General features: G+C 77.2%; 18 protein-coding genes. 12 read left to right on the top strand and 6 right to left on the bottom strand.

Annotated elements, in window-relative coordinates; all coding sequences use genetic code 11:
- Positions 1 to 35: 35 nt before the first annotated feature.
- Positions 36 to 719 carry an alpha/beta fold hydrolase gene (locus ACFVXN_RS00865; protein ID WP_389225821.1) on the bottom strand — a complete coding sequence of 228 codons (684 nt, stop codon included), beginning with the start codon at positions 717 to 719 and terminating at the stop codon, positions 36 to 38.
- Positions 720 to 863: 144 nt separating this feature from the next.
- Positions 864 to 3,851, bottom strand: a complete 2,988-nt coding sequence (locus ACFVXN_RS00870) for an AAA family ATPase (protein WP_389225824.1) — start codon at positions 3,849 to 3,851, stop codon at positions 864 to 866.
- Positions 3,852 to 4,248: 397 nt separating this feature from the next.
- Between ACFVXN_RS00870 and ACFVXN_RS00875 the strand changes: the two genes are divergently transcribed.
- Positions 4,249 to 4,965, top strand: coding sequence for an HAD-IA family hydrolase (locus tag ACFVXN_RS00875; RefSeq protein ID WP_389225827.1), 717 nt, complete (start codon positions 4,249 to 4,251; stop codon positions 4,963 to 4,965).
- Between the two features lie 121 nt (positions 4,966 to 5,086).
- Entirely contained in the window at positions 5,087 to 5,482 is a 396-nt protein-coding gene (locus ACFVXN_RS00880; RefSeq protein WP_389225829.1) for a PspC domain-containing protein, read from the top strand.
- Here the strand turns inward: ACFVXN_RS00880 and ACFVXN_RS00885 are convergent.
- The gene (locus tag ACFVXN_RS00885) at positions 5,479 to 6,228 is read right to left on the bottom strand and encodes an amino acid deaminase (RefSeq protein WP_389225832.1); all 750 of its coding nucleotides are present in this window, start codon (positions 6,226 to 6,228) and stop codon (positions 5,479 to 5,481) included. The two genes, ACFVXN_RS00880 and ACFVXN_RS00885, sit on opposite strands and share 4 nt — an antisense overlap.
- Before the next feature lie 157 nt (positions 6,229 to 6,385).
- Between ACFVXN_RS00885 and ACFVXN_RS00890 the strand changes: the two genes are divergently transcribed.
- From ACFVXN_RS00890 to ACFVXN_RS00915, 6 genes are all read left to right on the top strand, one after another.
- A complete protein-coding gene (locus ACFVXN_RS00890) occupies positions 6,386 to 7,192 on the top strand; it encodes an HAD family hydrolase (protein WP_389225835.1) in 807 nt (268 codons plus the stop codon).
- A gap of 2 nt (positions 7,193 to 7,194) precedes the next feature.
- Complete coding sequence (phnD, locus tag ACFVXN_RS00895) at positions 7,195 to 8,172, top strand: phosphate/phosphite/phosphonate ABC transporter substrate-binding protein (protein WP_389225838.1); 978 nt, start codon at positions 7,195 to 7,197, stop codon at positions 8,170 to 8,172.
- A 71-nt stretch (positions 8,173 to 8,243) separates the two neighbouring features.
- The gene (gene phnC / locus ACFVXN_RS00900; RefSeq protein ID WP_389227801.1) at positions 8,244 to 8,999 is read left to right on the top strand and encodes a phosphonate ABC transporter ATP-binding protein; all 756 of its coding nucleotides are present in this window, start codon (positions 8,244 to 8,246) and stop codon (positions 8,997 to 8,999) included.
- Positions 8,996 to 9,826: a phosphonate ABC transporter, permease protein PhnE gene (phnE, locus tag ACFVXN_RS00905; RefSeq protein WP_389225841.1), complete on the top strand. Its 831-nt coding sequence runs from the start codon at positions 8,996 to 8,998 to the stop codon at positions 9,824 to 9,826. Before phnC ends, phnE (ACFVXN_RS00905) begins: the two co-directional genes overlap by 4 nt.
- A gap of 23 nt (positions 9,827 to 9,849) precedes the next feature.
- Positions 9,850 to 10,656: a phosphonate ABC transporter, permease protein PhnE gene (phnE, locus tag ACFVXN_RS00910; RefSeq protein ID WP_389227804.1), complete on the top strand. Its 807-nt coding sequence runs from the start codon at positions 9,850 to 9,852 to the stop codon at positions 10,654 to 10,656.
- Positions 10,640 to 11,497 (top strand): MurR/RpiR family transcriptional regulator, encoded by an 858-nt coding sequence (locus ACFVXN_RS00915; protein ID WP_389225844.1) that lies wholly within the window; start codon positions 10,640 to 10,642, stop codon positions 11,495 to 11,497. Before phnE (ACFVXN_RS00910) ends, ACFVXN_RS00915 begins: the two co-directional genes overlap by 17 nt.
- A 7-nt stretch (positions 11,498 to 11,504) precedes the next feature.
- On the opposite strand, the gene ACFVXN_RS00920 is transcribed toward ACFVXN_RS00915, so the two are convergent.
- Together ACFVXN_RS00920 and ACFVXN_RS00925 are read right to left on the bottom strand one after the other, a co-directional pair.
- Entirely contained in the window at positions 11,505 to 11,753 is a 249-nt protein-coding gene (locus tag ACFVXN_RS00920) for a hypothetical protein (protein ID WP_389225847.1), read from the bottom strand.
- A gap of 103 nt (positions 11,754 to 11,856) precedes the next feature.
- Positions 11,857 to 13,326, bottom strand: a complete 1,470-nt coding sequence (locus tag ACFVXN_RS00925) for a DHA2 family efflux MFS transporter permease subunit (RefSeq protein ID WP_389225850.1) — start codon at positions 13,324 to 13,326, stop codon at positions 11,857 to 11,859.
- Between the two features lie 120 nt (positions 13,327 to 13,446).
- Here ACFVXN_RS00925 and ACFVXN_RS00930 point away from each other — a divergent pair, with 120 nt between their 5' ends.
- Positions 13,447 to 13,893, top strand: a complete 447-nt coding sequence (locus ACFVXN_RS00930) for an ATP-binding protein (RefSeq protein WP_389225853.1) — start codon at positions 13,447 to 13,449, stop codon at positions 13,891 to 13,893.
- Positions 13,894 to 13,900: 7 nt separating this feature from the next.
- Here ACFVXN_RS00930 and ACFVXN_RS00935 read toward each other — a convergent pair whose 3' ends face one another.
- Positions 13,901 to 14,686, bottom strand: a complete 786-nt coding sequence (locus tag ACFVXN_RS00935; protein WP_389225856.1) for an endonuclease/exonuclease/phosphatase family protein — start codon at positions 14,684 to 14,686, stop codon at positions 13,901 to 13,903.
- Positions 14,687 to 14,743: 57 nt separating this feature from the next.
- On the opposite strand from ACFVXN_RS00935, the gene ACFVXN_RS00940 reads away from it, so the two are divergent.
- The 3 genes from ACFVXN_RS00940 to ACFVXN_RS00950 all read left to right on the top strand — a co-directional run bounded on the left by ACFVXN_RS00940 (position 14,744) and on the right by ACFVXN_RS00950 (position 17,543).
- Positions 14,744 to 15,385 carry a nucleotidyltransferase family protein gene (locus ACFVXN_RS00940; RefSeq protein WP_389225859.1) on the top strand — a complete coding sequence of 214 codons (642 nt, stop codon included), beginning with the start codon at positions 14,744 to 14,746 and terminating at the stop codon, positions 15,383 to 15,385.
- 94 nt (positions 15,386 to 15,479) lie between these two features.
- A complete protein-coding gene (locus tag ACFVXN_RS00945) occupies positions 15,480 to 16,001 on the top strand; it encodes an RNA polymerase sigma factor (protein WP_389225862.1) in 522 nt (173 codons plus the stop codon).
- Positions 16,002 to 16,100: 99 nt separating this feature from the next.
- Positions 16,101 to 17,543, top strand: coding sequence for a hypothetical protein (locus ACFVXN_RS00950; protein WP_389225865.1), 1,443 nt, complete (start codon positions 16,101 to 16,103; stop codon positions 17,541 to 17,543).
- Positions 17,544 to 17,617 lie beyond the last annotated feature (74 nt).

Genomic DNA, 17,617 nt, shown 5'->3' on the forward strand with positions numbered 1-17,617 from the left:
CGCGCGGGTCGGGTCGCGCGGGCCGTGCGGGTCCGTCAGGCGACGCGCAGGCCGGACCCGGGCAGGGCGCGGCGGGACAGGTCGCGCAGCACGTGCAGCAGGATCCGGTTGAACGTCACCGGGGCCTCGCTGTTCACGTCGTGCCCGGCGCCGGGTACGACCCACTGCCGGGCGCCCGGGTGCGCGGCGAGGTAGCGGCGGGCCTCGAGGCGCAGCGGGTCGCGGGCGCCGTTCACCAGCCACACCGGCAGGGCGAGGCGGCGCAGGTCGCCCAGCGGGGAGTAGCCGTGCATCGCGGCGAGCATGTCGGTCACGACGTGCCAGGTGCCGCCGCCGAGCCGCAGCGCCCGCGCCACGCGGCTGGACGCGTGCCGGTAGACGTGCAGCGGCTTGCCCTTGATCTCCGTCGAGCAGCCCGCGAGCAGCACGCCCGCGAGGCGGTCCTCGTGCCGCCCGGCGTACGCCAGCGACATGTAGCCGCCGAGCGACAGCCCGACGAGCAGCGGCGGCGCGTCGCAGGACCGGACCGCGTCGTCGATCGCGGCGAGCGCGCCCTCGAAGGTGAACCGCTCGTGCGCGCGGGTGCCGTGGCCGGGCAGGTCGATCGCCACGCTCGCGTGGCCGCCCTCGGTGAGGGCGCGGACCTGGTCGTCCCAGATGCGGGAGGACGTGCGGGTGCCGTGCACGAGCACGATCGGGTGCGGGCTGCTGGTGGGCATGCGGGCTTTCCGGTGCGAGGGGCGGCGGGGTGCTGGGCCGGGGCCGGGGCGGGTCGCCGCGACGTCGGGGCGTCCTCCCGGTGACCGCGGCCTGCCGCGAGCGTAACCCGGCGCCCTGGGAGCGCCCTGGGAACCCGGGTGGGTTCACCCGGGTGGAGCGCCGAGCAGCCCCCGTCGGTGCGCGACCGCGACCGCCTCCGCGCGCCCGCCCACGCCGAGCTTGTCCAGCACCCGCGAGACGTGCACCGAGACCGTCTTGCCGCTGATGTAGAGGCGCTCGCCGATCTGCCGGTTGCTCAGCCCCTCGGCGACGAGCGCCAGCACCTCGGCCTCCCGGCCGGTGAGCACGCCCGCGCCGCCGCCGGCCACGCCGGGCAGGTCGAGGCGCGCCCGCCGGGACAGGTCGGACAGGGCGGTCACGAGCGGGACGGCACCGATCTCCCGTGCCACGGCGAGCGCCGCGGCCGCCTGCTCGCGGGCCGCGTCGCGGTCGCCCGCCGCGAGCAGCGCCTCGGCCCACCGGCGGCGGGTGCGGGCGAGCTCGTACCGGTAGCCGTAGTCGAACTCCGCGGCGGCGCGCGCCCAGGCGTCCGGGTCGGCCTCCCCGAGCAGGCGGGTGTGCTCGGCGTGCGCGCGGGCGAGCCACGCGCGGCCCTCGGGTCCGATCTGCCCGCCGCGGGGCCGGCCGCGGTCGGCGGTGACGACGGCGCGGTCCAGCAGCGCGGCGCCGGCGACGAGGCGGGCGGCGGGGTCGCGACCGGCGAGGCGGTCCGCGGCGGCGAGGTCCGCCAGCGCGGCGAGCCCGAGGGCGGACAGCCAGATGCCGCCGAGGAAGTAGTCGGACCAGACCCGGCTGATCTCGTCGATGAGCTCGTGGGCGAGCGCGACGGCCTCGTCGAGGCGGCCGTCCCCGGTGAGCGCGTCGACGGCGCAGCCCCCGGCGATGAGCGTGATCATCGTGTCGCCGTGCCGGCCGTGCAGCAGGTCCAGGCCGCGGGCGGCGGCGTCGGCGTCGCCACGGGCCGTGGCCGCGTACATCTGGACGCCCTCGATCGCGGACAGCGCGCGCGGCGGGCCGGGGTCGGCGCTCGGGGCCGGGGGCGTGAGGTCCCCGCGGGTGTAGCGGACGATCTCCTCGAACAGGCGCAGCTCGACGCCGTACGTGCTCCACGTGAGCCCGGCGCGTGCGGCGAGCGCGAGCCCGCTCGCCGCGGTGTCCGCGGCCTGGTCGAGCCGGCCCGCGTAGAACCGGTTCGCGGCGAGGTTGTAGGTGCAGCGCAGCTCGGTGGCGGTGTCCCCGGCGTCGCGGGCGCGGTGCAGGGCGTCGCTCAGCAGGTCAGCCGCGCGGTCGGCGTCCTCGACCACGAGCACCGCCAGCGAGATCAGCGCGTCCGCCTCGGCGTCGGCCGCGCCGGCGGCCCGGGCCTCCTCGACCGCGGCGGCCGCGGCGATCTCGGCCTGGTCGTCCAGGTCGGAGTTGAGCGCCGCGCGCGCGTGCGTGGCGAGCGCCCAGGCCCGGTCGGCGCTCGGCCCGCCGCCGGCGCCGCCCGCACGGTCGAGGTCGGCCAGCGCCCGGTCGGTCTCCCGCAGCGCCTCGTCCACCCGCTCGACGCCGAGCAGGTGCCGGGCCAGCGTCGTGCGGAGCGCCGCGACCCGTCCCGACGCCGGGGCGTCGTCGACCGCCTGCACGGCCTCCCGGGCCAGGGCCACGGCCCGGTCGCCGAGCCCGGCGCGCCCGCCGGCCGCCGCGGCCGCGAGCAGGACGTCGACCCGCTGCTCGCCGAGGTCGTCCGCCGCGGTCGGCACCCCGGACCAGAGACGCAGCACGGTCTCCAGGTGCCGGAGCTCCTCCGCGGGGGCGAGCACCCGGCCGGCCTCCCGCGCGGCGTCCCGGGACGCGAGCAGCGCGAGCCGGTTGTCGTGGGACAGCAGGGCGTGCCGGGCCCGCTCGGCGGACGTCGCGAGCGTCGGGTCCGCCGCGGACGCCTCCAGGTAGTCGCGGTGCAGCGCCACCTGCTCGCCGGGCAGCAGGTCGGCGTAGACCGCCTCGGCGAGCAGCGCGTGCCGGAACGCGATCCGGCCGTCCTCGCCGACCAGCACGTGGTGCGCCACGCCGTCCCGCAGCGCCGCGTCGAACGCCGCGTGCCGCGCGGGGTCCGCGCCCGGGGCCGACCCGTCGCCCGAGCCGGCGACCACCGCCCGCAGCAGGGGCTCGGCCACCCGGCGCCCCGCGGCCGACGCGGCCCGCGCCAGCCGCTGCACCTCCGGGTCGAGCTGCTCGAGCCGGGCGCGCAGCACGTCCGCGAGCGTGCCGGGCAGGTCGGTGCCGGCACCCCGGGCCTCCAGCAGCTCCTCGGCGAAGTAGGCGTTGCCCTCCGAACGCCGCACGATCCGCTGCAGCGCGTCCTCCGGCAGGGGCGCGCCCGCCAGCGCGGTGGTGAACGTGCGGACCTCGTCGGCGGTGAACGGCGGCAGGTCGATCCGCTCGACCCGCGGGTGCCGGCCCAGCTCGGCGAGCACGGGGCGCAGCGGGTGCCGGCGGTGCAGGTCGTCGGTCCGGTACGACGCGACCAGCAGCACGGGCTCGGACCGCAGCCGCGCGACCAGGAACCGCAGCAGGTCCCGGCTGGAGGAGTCCGCCCAGTGCAGGTCCTCGAGGACCAGCACGAGCGGGGCGCCGGGGCTGCCTGCGGCGGCGAGCACCGCCGCCACGCCGTCGAACAGCTGCAGGCGCTCGGTCTGCGCGTCCGGCGCGGCCGGCTCGGCACCGGCCGCCGGGAGCAGCCGCCGCAGCGCGGGCCGCGCGGCCACGACCTCCGCGACCCCGGGGCAGTCCGCGGCGGCGAGCTGGTGCAGCGCCTCCGCGAACGGCAGGTACGGCAGGCCGATCTCCCCGAGGTCGATGCTGTGGCTGACCACCACCGTCGCCCCGCGCCCGGTCGCGAGCCGCGCCGTGTGGGTGAGCAGCCGCGTCTTGCCGACCCCGGCGTCCGCCCCCAGCAGCACGAGGCCGGGCTCGCCCGCCCCGGCACGGTCCACGGCCGCGAGCAGCGCGGCGACCTGCGCGTCGCGGGCGACGAACGGGGCGTGCGGCACCGACCGGGTCATGAGGTCGATCGTGGCAGCAGGCACCGACACGCGTCTGCCCCCGGCGACCGCCGTCCCCGCCCCGCCCGGGCCGGCCCCGGTCAGCGCTGCCGCCGGCGCCGCCAGCGCCAGCCCAGGTCGGACCCGCGCACCGCGGCGCGGACGACCTCGTGCCGGTACGCCACCTCGGCGTCGAGCGCCGGTCCCCAGATCGTGTCCATCTCGCGTCCCCCGTCGTGCTCCTCGGCGGACCCGCGGGCGGCGGGTCCGGCCGGTTCCCCGGCACCTCCTACCGTGCTGCTGAGGCGGTGCCCCACGGATCGGACGACCGCCGCGAGCCTGCGCCCCGGTCGCTGCCGATCCGCCCTGAGGTGCCCCTGAGGCGGTGCTGAGGTGGTGCTGAGGTGGGCCGCGGACATGGTCGCCGTGCGAGGCTCGGGGCATGACGACCGCGACGCACGGCCCGGACCGCAGCACCGCCGAGGGCGCGCGCGACGTCCTCGGCGAGACCTTCGACGCGGTGCTGTTCGACATGGACGGCACGCTGATCTCCTCGACCCGCTCGGTGGAGCGCTGCTGGCTGCGGCTCGCCGACGAGTACGGGATGCCCACCGCCGACCTGAGCCCGTTCGCGTTCCACGGCGTGCCCGCGCGCGACATCTTCGAGACCCTGCTCGCCGACCGGGACCCCGCCGAGCGCGCGGCGGCCCTGGCCCGCGTGGTCGAGCTGGAGGTCGCGGACACCGAGGGCATCGAGGTGCTGCCCGGGGCGGCGGACGCGCTCGCGGCGCTCGCCCCCGGTGGACGTGCCGCGATCGTCACGTCCTGCGGCGCGCGGCTGGCGGCGGCCCGGGTCGGGGCCGTCGACCTGACGGCGCCGGCCCAGGTCGTCACCGCCGACGACGTCAGCCGCGGCAAGCCGGACCCCGAGCCGTACCGGGTCGGCGCGCAGCGCCTCGGCGTGGACGTGCGCCGCTGCCTGGTGGTCGAGGACGCGGAGTCGGGCGTCCGCTCCGGCCGGGCGGCGGGTGCCGCGACGCTGGGCCTGCGCACCACCCACCCCGAGGGCCCGGGCGGCGGCGCGGACCTCGTGGTGGCCGACCTGTCGCGGGTGCGGTTCGTCGTCGGGGCGGACGGCGTCCGGGTGACCACCCGCTGACCCCTCAGGGTGCGGATCAGGGTCGCCCCAGGGTCCGCCCCGGATGTGCGGGGGTCGCCCGGCGCGGCACCGTAGGACGTGTCGTCAGGACGACGGCACGACCGACAGGAGTGAGACGACCATGACCGGCATCTACGAGTCCCTCTGGCGCAGCGGCCTGGTGCGGCCGCTGGACGGCCGGGTGCTGGGCGGCGTGTGCGCCGGCCTCGCCCGACGGTTCGGCATGGACGCCTGGCCCATGCGCTGGCTGTTCCTCATCGTGCTCATCGTGCTGCCCGGCAGCCCGCTGATCATCTACCCGCTGCTCTGGATCTTCATGCCCGGGCAGGACTGGGTGGCCCGCACGCACGGACCGGCCGCGTACGCCCAGGCGTTCCCGCAGGCGTTCCCGGCGCAGCCGGCGTACCCGACGTACCCGGCGCAGCCGCAGGGGCCGGCGCAGCCGCAGGAGCCCGCGCAGCCGCAGGAGCCCGCGCAGCCGCAGGGGCCGGCGCAGCCGCAGGACGGCCCGCGCTAGTCCAGCAGCACGTTGTACCGAGGGACCGGGGGGAGGGCCCCGGTCTCGCGGAGCCAGGACGGCGACGCCGTCACGGGGAAGACGGTGACCGGACGGACCCCGTCCGGCCCGACCAGCCCGTAGAGCAGCGCCCCGCCCTCGCCCACGACGCCCTGCCCGCGGTGCACCACCGTGCGCAGGGCGTCGTGCGTGCCCGGCACCGGGTCGTCGCGGACCAGCAGGGTGCCGGGGACGTGGGGGTCGCGCAGCAGCGGCAGCACCGCGTCGGTGACGCGCTCGAGCAGCGTGCGTCCGTCGGGCCGGTGCCAGGGCAGGAGGTGGCGCGGGTCGTGGCCGAGCGCGACGGCGAGCGCGCCGCCGGTCCAGCGCTCGCGCTTGGGGCCGTAGGGGGTCGCGGCGGTCGACAGCAGGTACCCGTAGACGTGCGCGAGGCCGGCGTCGGTGCCGGGGTGCTCGACGGGCAGGCCCGCGCGCGCCTGGAGCCACGCCAGCACCGGGGGGTCCAGCACCGGCTCCCGGGTGTGCTCGTCGACGACGGTCGACCGGGCCCAGGTCCCGAACCCGCCGCGCGCCCGGTCGTCGTCGATCTGCCGGGCGAGCCAGCCGACCGGTCCGCGCGGGTCGAGCGCGGCCGCGGGGTCGTGCGGCGCGGCGGCCGCGGCGGCGTCGAGGTCGCGCAGGGCGCGGGCGTCGGCGTCGGCGGTCGCGGCGGTCGCGGGCGGCTCGGGCGGGTCGGTGGGGCGCACCCGCGCAGGCTAACCGGGCGGTCGGGGCCGGCCCGCGAGAGTTCTCCTGGAGTTCACACGATCGCGGTCAAATCGTCCATGAGCGACCCCTAGCGTGGGCGGAGCGTCCACACGGGCGTGACCCCCGGGCCCAGCGCCCCCGCACGCAAGGCGATCCGTGAGCCGATCCGACACGCTCCTCCTGCTCGACTTCGACGGCACCGTCGCGGTCGGGCACGGCCCGGTGCACGCCTACGCCCGCGCCGCCGCCTCGGGCCTGGCGCCCGCCGCGGCCACTGCGTTCCGCGCCGAGGTGCACGCCGCCGTCGAGGCGCTCGGCGACCCCGCCCCCGCCGGACGCCCAGCCGGACATCGTGCCGGACGCGGCCGGCGGTCGTCCGACGCCCTGCTCCCGCTCGACGGCTACGACCTCGTCCGGGAGCTCGCCGAGCGGCACGGCGTCGGGCCGCTCGCGCTGTCCGCGGCCTACCTCGCGAGCCGGCACGCGCTCGGCACCGACGACGCCCCGGTGAGCGCGCCCCGGGGGCTCGCCGCCGTGCTCGCCGAGCTGCGCACCGAGGCGCGCGTCGTGCTCGCCACCAACGCGCCCGACATCCGGCTCGCGGAGACGCTCGCCGACCTCGGCCTCACCGGCCTGCTCGACGCCGTGCTCACCGATGTCGGCAAGCCCGCCGGCATGGACGGCGTCCTGGACCGGTGCGGCGCCGCGCCCGGCGGTCCCGTCCGCGTGCTCAGCGTCGGCGACGTCTGGGCCAACGACCTGGCGCCCGTCGCCGCCCGCGGTCACGCGACCGCCCTCGTCTCCCGGCGCCCGCCGCCGGAGGCCCGCCCCACGTGGACCGTCACCGAGCTGCCGGAGCTGTACCCGGCGCTGCGGGACTGGGTCCGCGACGGCGGGCGCACCGCGCTCACCGACCACGACACCCCCGCCCGGGCCACCGCGCGGACCACGAGTGAAGGATGACCATGAAGAAGCACGTCCTGCCCGGCGCCGCCCTGCTGGCCGCCGCCGCGCTCGCCCTGACCGCCTGCTCGTCGGGTGACGCCGAGGCGACGCCGTCGGCCGCCGGGACCGCCGCCGACCCCACCTCGTTGACCCTCGCGCTGGTCCCGTCCCAGGACCAGAGCGGGCTGGTCGACACCGCCGCGCCGCTGACCGACTTCCTCACCGAGGAGCTCGGCATCGAGGTCACCGGGGTCGTCTCCAAGGACTACCAGGCCGCCGTCGAGGCGATGGGCGCGGACCAGGCCCAGATCGGGTTCCTGCCGTCCCTGCAGCTCTGGCAGGCGAACGACATGTACGACGCCAGCGTCGTGCTGCAGACCGAGCGCAACGGCAACATCTCCTACCCGGCGCAGTTCATGACGAACAACCCGGACAAGTACTGCGAGGACGAGCCCGTCGAGCGCGACGGGATGCTGTTCTGCAACGGCGCCGACGCGATGCAGGGCCCCGCCGGCCTCGACTCGATCACGAAGGTCGAGGGCGCGAGGACCGCCCTGCTCGGCCCCGCGTCGCCCGCCGGCTACATCTACCCCGTCCTGGCGCTCCAGGAGGCCGGGCTCGACACGGACACCGACATCGAGCAGATCCCGGTGACCGCGAACGACGCCTCCGTGCTGGCGGTCTACAACGGCGACGCCGAGGTCGGCTTCTCGTTCTGGGACGCGCGCACCATCGTCGCCAAGGACGTCCCGGACGTCGGCCAGAAGGTCGTCGTGTTCGCCCTGACCGAGGAGATCCCGAACGACGGCGTCGCGCTGTCCGCGTCGCTGTCGCAGGACCTGCAGGACCGGATCGCCACGGCGCTCGAGGACTACTCGAACACCGAGGAGGGCTCGCAGGTGCTCACCGACATCTACTCCATCTCGAAGCTCGCCCCGGCCGACCCGGCGTCCCTCGACGTCGTCGCCCGCGCGGCGGAGAAGCTCGGCCTGCAGTGAGCGCAGCCACCACGGCCGGCGCCGGCACCGCGACGCACGACGTCGCGGTGCCGGCCCCGTGGCCGGTCCGGATGCGCGACGTCGTCGTGCGGTACCCGAACGGCGTCGTCGCGCTGGACGGCGTCTCGCTCGACGTCGCCGCGGGGGAGATGGTCGCCGTCGTCGGCCTGTCCGGCTCCGGGAAGTCCAGCATGATCCGCACGCTCAACGGGCTCGTGCCGGTCACCTCCGGGACCGTCGAGGTCGGCGGCCACGACGTGCGCGCCGCACGCGGCCGGGGCCTGCGCGCCCTGCGCGGCGAGGTCGGGATGATCTTCCAGTCGTTCAACCTCGCCGGCCGCGCGACCGTGCTGCAGAACGTCCTGGTCGGGCGGGTCGCGCACGCGCCGACCTGGCGCACGCTGCTCGGCGCGCACACCGCGCGGGACAAGGCCGTCGCCTACGAGGCCCTGGACCGGGTCGGGATGCTCGACCGCGCCTGGCACCGGGCGTCGCACCTGTCCGGCGGCCAGCAGCAGCGCGTCGCCATCGCCCGGGCGCTCGCCCAGCAGCCCCGCGCGGTCCTCGCGGACGAGCCGGTCGCCAGCCTCGACCCGCCGACCGCCCACGGCGTGATGTCCGACCTGCGGCGGGTCAACCGCGAGCTCGGGATCACCGTCGTGGTGAACCTGCACCTGCTCGACCTCGCGCGGGAGTACGGCACGCGCCTCATCGGCCTGCGTGCCGGTCAGGTCGTCTACGACGGCGCCGCCGCGGACGCGACCGACCGGGTGTTCGAGGACATCTACGGCCGGTCGATCCGCCCCGACGACGTGCTCGGCTCATGACGACCGACGTCCGCGCGGCCCCGGCCCCCACCCGACCGGCCCCGCTCCCGCCCGCCCGGCCCGCCGGCCGGTGGAAGGTCGTCGTCGGCGCGGCGGTCGTGCTCGGGATCACCGCGCTCACGCTGGTGCCGGGCATCGGCGTCGAGGTCGACCTCGGGGCCATCGTCCGGAACTGGACCAACGGCGCCGACAAGGTCCTGGCGCTGCTCCAGCCCGACTGGTCGTTCTTCCCGCGGACGGTGCAGCCGTTGCTCGAGACCCTGCAGATGGCGGTCATCGCGACCGCGGTCGCCGGGGTCGTCTCGCTGCCGCTGAGCCTGTGGGCGGCGCGCACCACCAACCCGCACCCGCTGCTGCGCGGCGCCGTGCGGGCGGTGCTCAACGTGGTCCGCGCCGTGCCCGACCTGCTCTACGCGTCCGTGCTCGTCGCGATGGTCGGCGTCGGCGCGCTGCCCGGCATCCTCGCGCTGGTGCTGTTCGACGTCGGCATCGTGGTCAAGCTCGTGTCCGAGCAGCTCGAGGCCGCCGACACCGGCGCGCTCGAGGCCGGCCGCGCCGCCGGCGGCACCCAGACCCAGGTCAACCGCGCCGTCGCCGTGCCCGACATGCTGCCGGGCTTCGTCACGCAGCTGCTCTACGTGCTCGAGCTCAACGTCCGCGCGTCCGCCGTGCTCGGCCTCGTCGGCGCCGGCGGCACCGGCCTGCTCATCGACGCCGTCCGGTCGTTCTACCGGTACGACCAGCTGTCGCTCATCATCCTGGAGATCCTCGTCGTGGTGCTCGTCCTCGAGGCCGTCAGCAGCGCCGCCCGGCGGAGGCTGGTGTGACCGCCGCGCCCGCCGCAGTCCTGGTGGCTGCTCCGCCCGCCCGCCCCGCGCGCCTCGGCCGCCGCGCGCTGTCCACCGCCGTCGTGGTCGTCGTCGTGCTGGCGTTCTGGTCCGTCGACATCCAGTGGGACCGGCTCGCCGACCTGCCGTCCGAGGTGGTCCGCTACCTGGGGCTGATGTTCTCCGACCCGGACTGGTCGAAGCTCCCCGAGGCGCTCCGGCAGACCTGGCGGTCCGTGGCGATGGCCTGGCTCGGCACCGTGCTCGGCGTCCTGGTCGCGACGCCCCTGAGCCTGCTCGCCGCCCGCGGCCACGCACCCGCACCGGTGCGGGGGGTGCTGCGGCTGCTGTTCGCGGTGATCCGCGCGGTGCCGGAGATCATCATCGCCATCGTCATCCTCTCGGTGACCGGACTGACGCCGCTCACCGGCGCGTTCGCCCTCGCGCTCAACGGCGTCGGGACGCTCGGCAAGTGGGGCTACGAGGCCATCGAGGGCATCGGCACCGGCCCGGTCGAGGCCGTCCGCGCGGCCGGCGGGTCCGGCACGCAGGTGCTGCGCTGGGGCGTCTGGCCGCAGGTGCTCCCCGCGTTCGGGTCGTTCTGGCTGTACCGGTTCGAGATCAACGTCCGGTCGTCCGCGGTGCTCGGCCTGATCGGGGTCGGCGGCATCGGTGACATGCTCACCTCCTACACGCAGTACCGGGAGTGGGGGGTCGTCGGCGTCCTGCTGCTCGTCGTCGTGGTCGTCACCGTCGCGATCGACGCCGCCTCGGGGGCGCTGCGCCGCCGGATCATGGAGGGAGCCCGTGCCCGTGCCGTCCAGCCCTGACGTCGTCGCGCACCCCACGGTGCGGATCAGCACCGCGCTGCCGAGCCTGCACGCCAGCGAGCGGCGGGTGCTCGAGGAGGTGCTCGCCCAGCCGGAGCGCGTGGTGGAGTCCACCGCGCAGGACCTCGCGGACCGGGTCGGCGTCGGCCGGTCGACCGTCGTGCGCGCCTGCCAGAGCATCGGCTACAAGGGCTACCCGCAGCTGCGGGTCGCGCTCGCGGCCGAGCTCGCGCACGCCGGGGACGCCGTCGACTACGGGTCCAGCGCCCTCGGCCGGCTGCGGGCGGACATCGCGGCGCTCGCGGCCGCGCTGCCGCAGATCACCGCGGTCCTCGACGAGGGCACGGTCGAGCGGGCCGTCGCGGCGCTGCTGGGCTCGCGGCGGCTGCTGGTCCTGGCCAACGGGCTGTCCGCGCCGCTGGCCACCGACATGGCGATGCGGCTCACCGCCGTCGGTCGGCCCGCCGACTGCGTGGCCGACTCCATCGGCCAGCAGATCGCCGCGCGCGGGCTCACCGCCGCGGACGGCTGCGTCGTGCTCAGCGGGTCGGGGGCGAGCGAGGCCAGCCTGCGCGTGGCCCGGGCGGCCCGGCAGGGCGGGGCGACGGTGGTGGCGGTGACGTCGTTCCGCGGGTCGCCGCTGGGCGCGCTCGCCGACGTCGAGCTGGTCGTCGCCCCCGCCGCGGCGACGTTCCGGCACGAGCTCGAGCGGACGTCGCGGATCGCGCTCGCGGTGCTGGTGGAGTCGCTGGTCGGCGTGGTCGCGACCCGGTCCGGCGCCGCCGCCGCGCAGACGCACGACCACGTGCTCGACATCCTCAGCGACAACCTGGCCGACTGACCGGCGTTCAGCCCAGGACGTCCACCGTCACCTCGAACGCGAGGTCGTCGAGGATCTCCGCCGCGTGGGTGTGCGCGGCCCTGACCGCGGTCTCCAGGTCCGGGGCCTCGCCCCGCAGGTCGAACGTCACCGGCGCCGGGCCCACGAACCCCGGCGGGGCGTCGTCGCGCAGCGCGCCGAGGGCGTCGCCCATCCCGGCGCGCGTCTCGTCGTCGGGGACGTCGGGGACGGTGAGGTGGGCGACGTAGTCGGGCATCCCGCGATGATGCCAAACCCCACTGACACCCCTCCCTGTGCGCCGAGACAGGACCTCCGCGCCGAGGTAGGGCCGTCCGCCGCCCTGTCTCGGCGCGACGGTCCTATCTCGGCGACGGGGACGACGGCGACGGCGGGGACGGGGACGGCGGGGGCGGGGACACCGCGGACGCCGACGTCGGGATCGCGACCGCCGCGACCACCGCGCCCGCGGCCATCAGCCCCGCGCAGGTGAGCATCGCGACCGGGTGGGCGCCGGCGAGGACGTCGGGGTCGGACAGGCCGGTGCCGACGCCCGCGACCAGCGGCAGCACCGCCACGGCGAGCAGCCCGGCGACCCGGGACACCGCGTTGTTGGTGGCCGACGCGACGCCCGCGAGGTGGTCGGGTGCCGCGGCCAGGGCGGTGGACGTCAGGGGCGCCACCGTCAGCACCAGCCCGGCGCCGACCAGCAGCACGCCCGGCAGCACCCCGGTCAGGTAGGTCGTCCCGGCCCCGATCCCGCCGAGCAGCGCCGCCCCGGCCCCGGCGAGCAGCGGTCCGACGGTCATCGGGATCCGCGGCCCGATGCGCGCGCCGAGCGCGCCGCCCTGCGCCGAGAGCAGCAGCATCAGCAGCGTCACCGGCAGCGACGCGATCCCGGCGGCGAGCGGCGACCACCCGGTGACGACCTGCAGGGTGATCGGCAGGAAGAAGAAGATCCCCGACAGGGCCGCGTAGACCAGCAGCGTCGCGAGGTTGACCGCCGCGAACGGCCGCCACCGGAACAGCCCGAGCGGCAGCGCGGGGTGCCGCACCCGGCGCTCGGCGACCACGAACCCGCCGAGCGCGAGCAGCCCGGCGAGCCCGACGGCGCCCACCGACGCGTCCAGCGTGCCGGCCTCCGACCAGGCGGTGAGCGACCAGGTCAGGGCCCCCAGGCCGACGGCGGCCAGGGCGGTGCCGACGACGTCCAGCCCGCCGGTCGACTCCGCGTCGACGGACTCCGGCACCCAGCGCAGCGCGACGACGACCACCAGCGCGGCGAGCGGGATGTTGATGCCGAACACCCAGCGCCAGCCGGCCTGCTCGACGATCCAGCCGCCGAGGAACGGGGCCACCGCGCCGACCGCGCCGCCGAGCCCGGACCACGCGCCGATCGCCTTCGCCCGGTCCCCGGCGGCGAACGACGACTGCAGGATCGCCAGGGAGCCCGGCGTCAGGAGCGCGCCGCCGACGCCCTGGGCCGCGCGCGCGGCGATCAGCAGGCCGACCGTCGGCGCGAGCGCGCACAGCACCGACGCCGCCGCGAACGCGACCGTGCCGACCAGGAACAGCCGCCGCCGGCCGAACCGGTCGCCGAGCGAGCCGCCGAGCAGCAGGAACGCCGCCAGGGTCAGCGCGTAGCCGTTGACGGTCCACTGCAGGCCGGCGGTGGTGGCGCCGAGATCGGCGGCGATCGCGGGCAGCGCGATGCCGACCACGGTGCCGTCGAGGAACACCAGCGCGGACCCGAGGACGGTCGCCAGGAGGGTGCCGCGACCGGCGGTGCTGCGCAGCGTCAGCGCAGGCGCGGCGGGTGGGTGCGCTGCCATCGACGGGCCTCCTGCGGGACGGTGCGTGCCTGCGACGGTACGGCCCGGAGTCGCCGTTCCACCCGGCGTCGGCGTGTCGTTCGCGCGGCAGACCGCCGTCGCGTCGGGCACAGTAGGCGGGTGGGTGATGTCAGGGACCTCCGATCGGCACCGGGAGAGCGGCGCGCCGACGCGCGCGCGGAGCACGACGAGCTGGTCCTCGACGCCCGTCGATCCGCCCCGCGGGCGGCCCGGCACTGGATCATGCACCGGGTCGCCGCGGCGGGTGTCGACGGCTCCGCGAACCAGGTGATCGAGCTGCTGACCGGGGAGGTCGTGGCGAACGCGGTCGTGCACGGCCCCGAGCACGGCCGGGTGCGGGTCGCGGTGCGGATCGACCACCGCGGGGTGCGGGTGGCCGTCACCGACGAGAGCCACGTGCGCCCGCAGGTGCAGCACCCGGCGCCCACGGCCGTCAGCGGCCGCGGCATGGCCCTGGTCGAGGCGCTGTCGCGCACCTGGGGCGTCGACCTGCACGAGGGTGCGGGCAAGACGGTGTGGTTCCTGGTCGACCCCGAGACGGACTGACCCGGCCTCAGCGCCGGTCGCGCGCCCCCGGGCCCACCGCGAGGTCCACGACGAGCGCGCGGTGGTCGGACATCCCGGTGTGCACGGACACCGCCGCGCTCGTCGGCGCGACGTCCCCGTCCAGGAGCACGTGGTCGATCTGCCGGGTCGGCGCGTCGACGGGGAACGTGTCCGCCAGCCCGGCGGAGCGCCAGCCGGTGACCCGGGCGGGCGTCGCGCCCTCGAGGTTGAGGTCGCCGGTGATCACGACGGGCCGGGGGAGCGCGCGGCAGGCGCGGACCAGGTGCCGCAGCTGCACGACGTTCCAGCCGGTGATGAACGTCAGGTGGGTCGCGACGACGGTCACGGGCCCGTCCGGGCTCTGCACGACGGCGGCGAGCGCCACGCGCTGCTCGTCCTGCACGAGCGAGGGGCGCCGGTTGCCGCGGTGGATCATCGGCACGCGCCGGCGCAGCGTCGGGAGCGTCAGCACGCGCCACGCCGACACGGGGTGCCGGCTGAGCAGCGCGATCCCGTAGGCGGCGATCGCGGGCTGGTCCTCGCCGGTGGCGGCGGTCCACGTGCCCGGGTGCCCGTGGAGCGTCGCCGCGAACCGGTGGTGCGGCGCGCCCATCGCCTCCGCCGCGACCGCCGTCAGGTCGGCCTGGTGGGACCGGGGCTGGTCGCGGTCGACCTCCTGGAGCGCGAGGACGTCGGCGTCGAGCCCGCGCACGGCGCCGGTGAACCGGTCGAGGTCCACCCGGCCGTCGTCGAGGCCACGGCCGTGCAGGATGTTGAACGTCGCGAGTCGCACGCGCCGATTCTTCCCGTCGCCCTGCGGATGCGCGCGTCGTCGGGCACGATCCTCGCCATGACCTCCGACTCCCCGCCCGCCGGCGACGGGCCCGCGGGCGGCACCGCGGGCGTGCAGGCGGGCGCCGCGGCACCGCCCGACCCGCGCACCGCGCTGCAGGACGCCCTGCGGATGACCGCCGTCGCCCTGGAGGACGCCGGCATCCCGTTCGCCCTGGTCGGCGGGTACGCGGCGTGGGCGCGGGGCGCGCCGGAGCCGAGCCACGACGCGGACTTCGCGGTGAGCGAGCAGGACGTGCCGCGCGCCCAGGAGGCGCTCGCCGCCGCCGGGCTCGAGGTCCGGGAGCCGGCGGAGAACTGGCTGTTCAAGGCGTTCCACCACGGCGCGCTGGTCGACGTGCTGTTCCGGATGGTCGGCGAGCCGATCACCCGCGAGATGCTCGACCGCAGCGACGTGATGGAGGTGCTCGCGGTCCGGATGCCGGTGCTGGACGCGACGGACATCATCTCCGCGAAGATGCGGGTGCTGGGCGAGCACTACTGCGACTTCACGCGGATGATCGCGATCGTGCGGGCGCTGCGGGAGCAGGTCGACTGGCACCGGGTGCGGCGCGAGACCGCGCAGACGCCGTACGGCCGGGCGTTCCTGCTGCTGGTGCACGAGCTCGGCATCTCCCCGGTCGGGCCGGAGCCGCGCTGACCGGTGTCGCGTGGGCTGCAAGGCCGGGGCCCGACGCGACACAGTGAGGGCAGGAGCCGTACCAGGCGCCGCTTCCTGACCCGAGGGGATCCCCGTGCAGAGCAGCCACCAGCCGGCCGCCGGAGCGACCGACGGCGCGCCGTGCCGGGACGACGCGTGGTTCGAGACGCTGTTCGCCCGGCACGCGACCGCCGTGCACCGCTACCTGCTGCGCCGCGGCGCGGGCGACGACGCCGAGGACCTGGCCGCCGACGTGCTGACCGTCGCGTGGCGCCGCCGGGACGAGGTGCCGGACGGCATGGAGCTGGCCTGGCTGTACCGGACCGCGGGCTACGTGCTCGCGAACCACCGCCGCAAGGGCCGGCCTGTCCCGGTCGCGGAGCTGCCCGACGAGCCCGACCCGTCCGACCCCGCCGTCCTCGCGGTCCGCGACGAGCGGGTGCGCGAGGTGCTGGGCCGCCTCGGGGCGCGCGACCGGCAGGTGCTGCTGCTCACCGCGTGGGAGGGGCTGGGCGGCGACGACCTGGCCGTGGTGCTCGGCATCTCCCGCGGGGGCGCCGACGCCGCCCTGTCCCGCGCGCGGTCCCGGCTGCGCGAGGCGTGGGGCACGGACTGACCGCACCGCGCGTGCAAGGTCCGCGCACCGGGGGACACAGACGGGGTGGACGCGCCCGACCCACCGGCGGTGGGGCGCCAGGACACCAGGAGGCACCCCGTGGACGAGCACCGCGCGCAGCACCCGGACGGCACGTCGCCCGACGACGAGGCCCTCGCCCGGCTCCGGGCCGCCGACCCCGCCGCCGACGCCCGGCTCGACACCGCCGCGCTGCGGGCCGAGGTCGCGCGCCGCGCCGCCACGGACGGGTCCGGGCCGGTCGGGGGCGACGCCGACCCGGCCGACGGCGTCGTGACCGAGCTCGCCCCGCGCCGCCGCGCGCGCTGGCTGCAGGTCGCCGCCGTCGGCGTCGGGGCCGCGCTGCTCGCGGGTGCGGGCGGCTACGCGGTCGGCGCGACGGGTGGCGGCGACGGCACGGGCGTCGGCGCGCCGATCGCGCTGCCCGCCCCCGGCGGCGTCGCCCCGATGACCGGGCAGGGTGCGTCCGAGCAGGCCCTGTCCGCGGCGGGCGGCGCGACCGCGGACCTGCGCATCGCCCCCGGGTTCGGGATGCGCGCGGAGTTCACCGCCGCCGGGCTGTCCGACGACGCCACGGCGGCGCACGCCTGGGCGCTGGACGCCGCCGCGGTGTTCTCGGCCGAGACCGCCGCGCGGGTGGCGGGCGTGCTGGGTGTCCCGGGCGAGCCGCGCCAGGAGTACGGGTCCTGGTCGGTCGGCGCCGCGGACGGCTCGGGCCCGAGCCTGTCGCTGCAGCCCGACGGCACGGCGAGCATCAGCTACTACGACCCGTCCCGGGACCCGTGGTCCTGCACGGCGTCGGCGACGGACACGCCCGACGCGTCCGGCGCGCAGCCCGACGTCGCGCCGGTCGACCCGGGCGTGCTGGAGCCCGCGCTGCCCACCGACCCCGCCGGGCTGCCGGCCTGCGACCCGGCGCCGGGCGACGCCCCGACCGGTGACGCCGCGGTCGGGCAGGTCCGGGAGCTGCTCGGGTCGTTGGGGCTCGACCCGGACGCGTTCGCGTACGAGGTGCTGGACTCCGGCGACCTCACCACGATGACGACGGTGAGCGCGGCGCTGGTCGTCGACGGCCAGCAGAGCGGGGTGACCTGGAGCGTGACGCTGGTCGACGACGGGGTGCAGTCCCTGTACGGGTCGCTGGCGACGCTCGTCGACCTCGGCGAGTACCCGGTGATCGGCGCCGCCTCGGCGGTCGACCGGCTCAACGACCCGCGGTTCGGCGCGGGCTACGGCGGCGTCATGCCGCTGGCACGCGAGGGCGCCGTGGCGGACGACATGATGACGACGCAGGAGGCCCCGGCGCCGTCCGACCCGACCGTGCCGCCCACGGTCGCGCCCGGGTCGGCGCTGTCGTGGCCCGTCCAGCAGGTCACCATCACGCAGGCGCGGCTCGGCCTCAGCCTCGTGACCCAGGCCGACGGCGCCGCGGTGCTCGTGCCGGCCTACGAGCTGACCGCCGACGACGGCTCCACGTGGAGCGCGATCGCGGTGGACGAGAGCGCGCTCGACCTCGCCGGCTGACGGCGGGGCCCGGCCGGAGGGTGGCCGGGCCGACGCGGGGGAGCGGGGCGTCGGTGGTGCCGGAGGGGCACCAC

The organism is Cellulomonas sp. NPDC058312, assembly GCF_042880135.1.
In the GTDB taxonomy this organism is placed as follows: Bacteria; Actinomycetota; Actinomycetes; order Actinomycetales; family Cellulomonadaceae; genus Cellulomonas.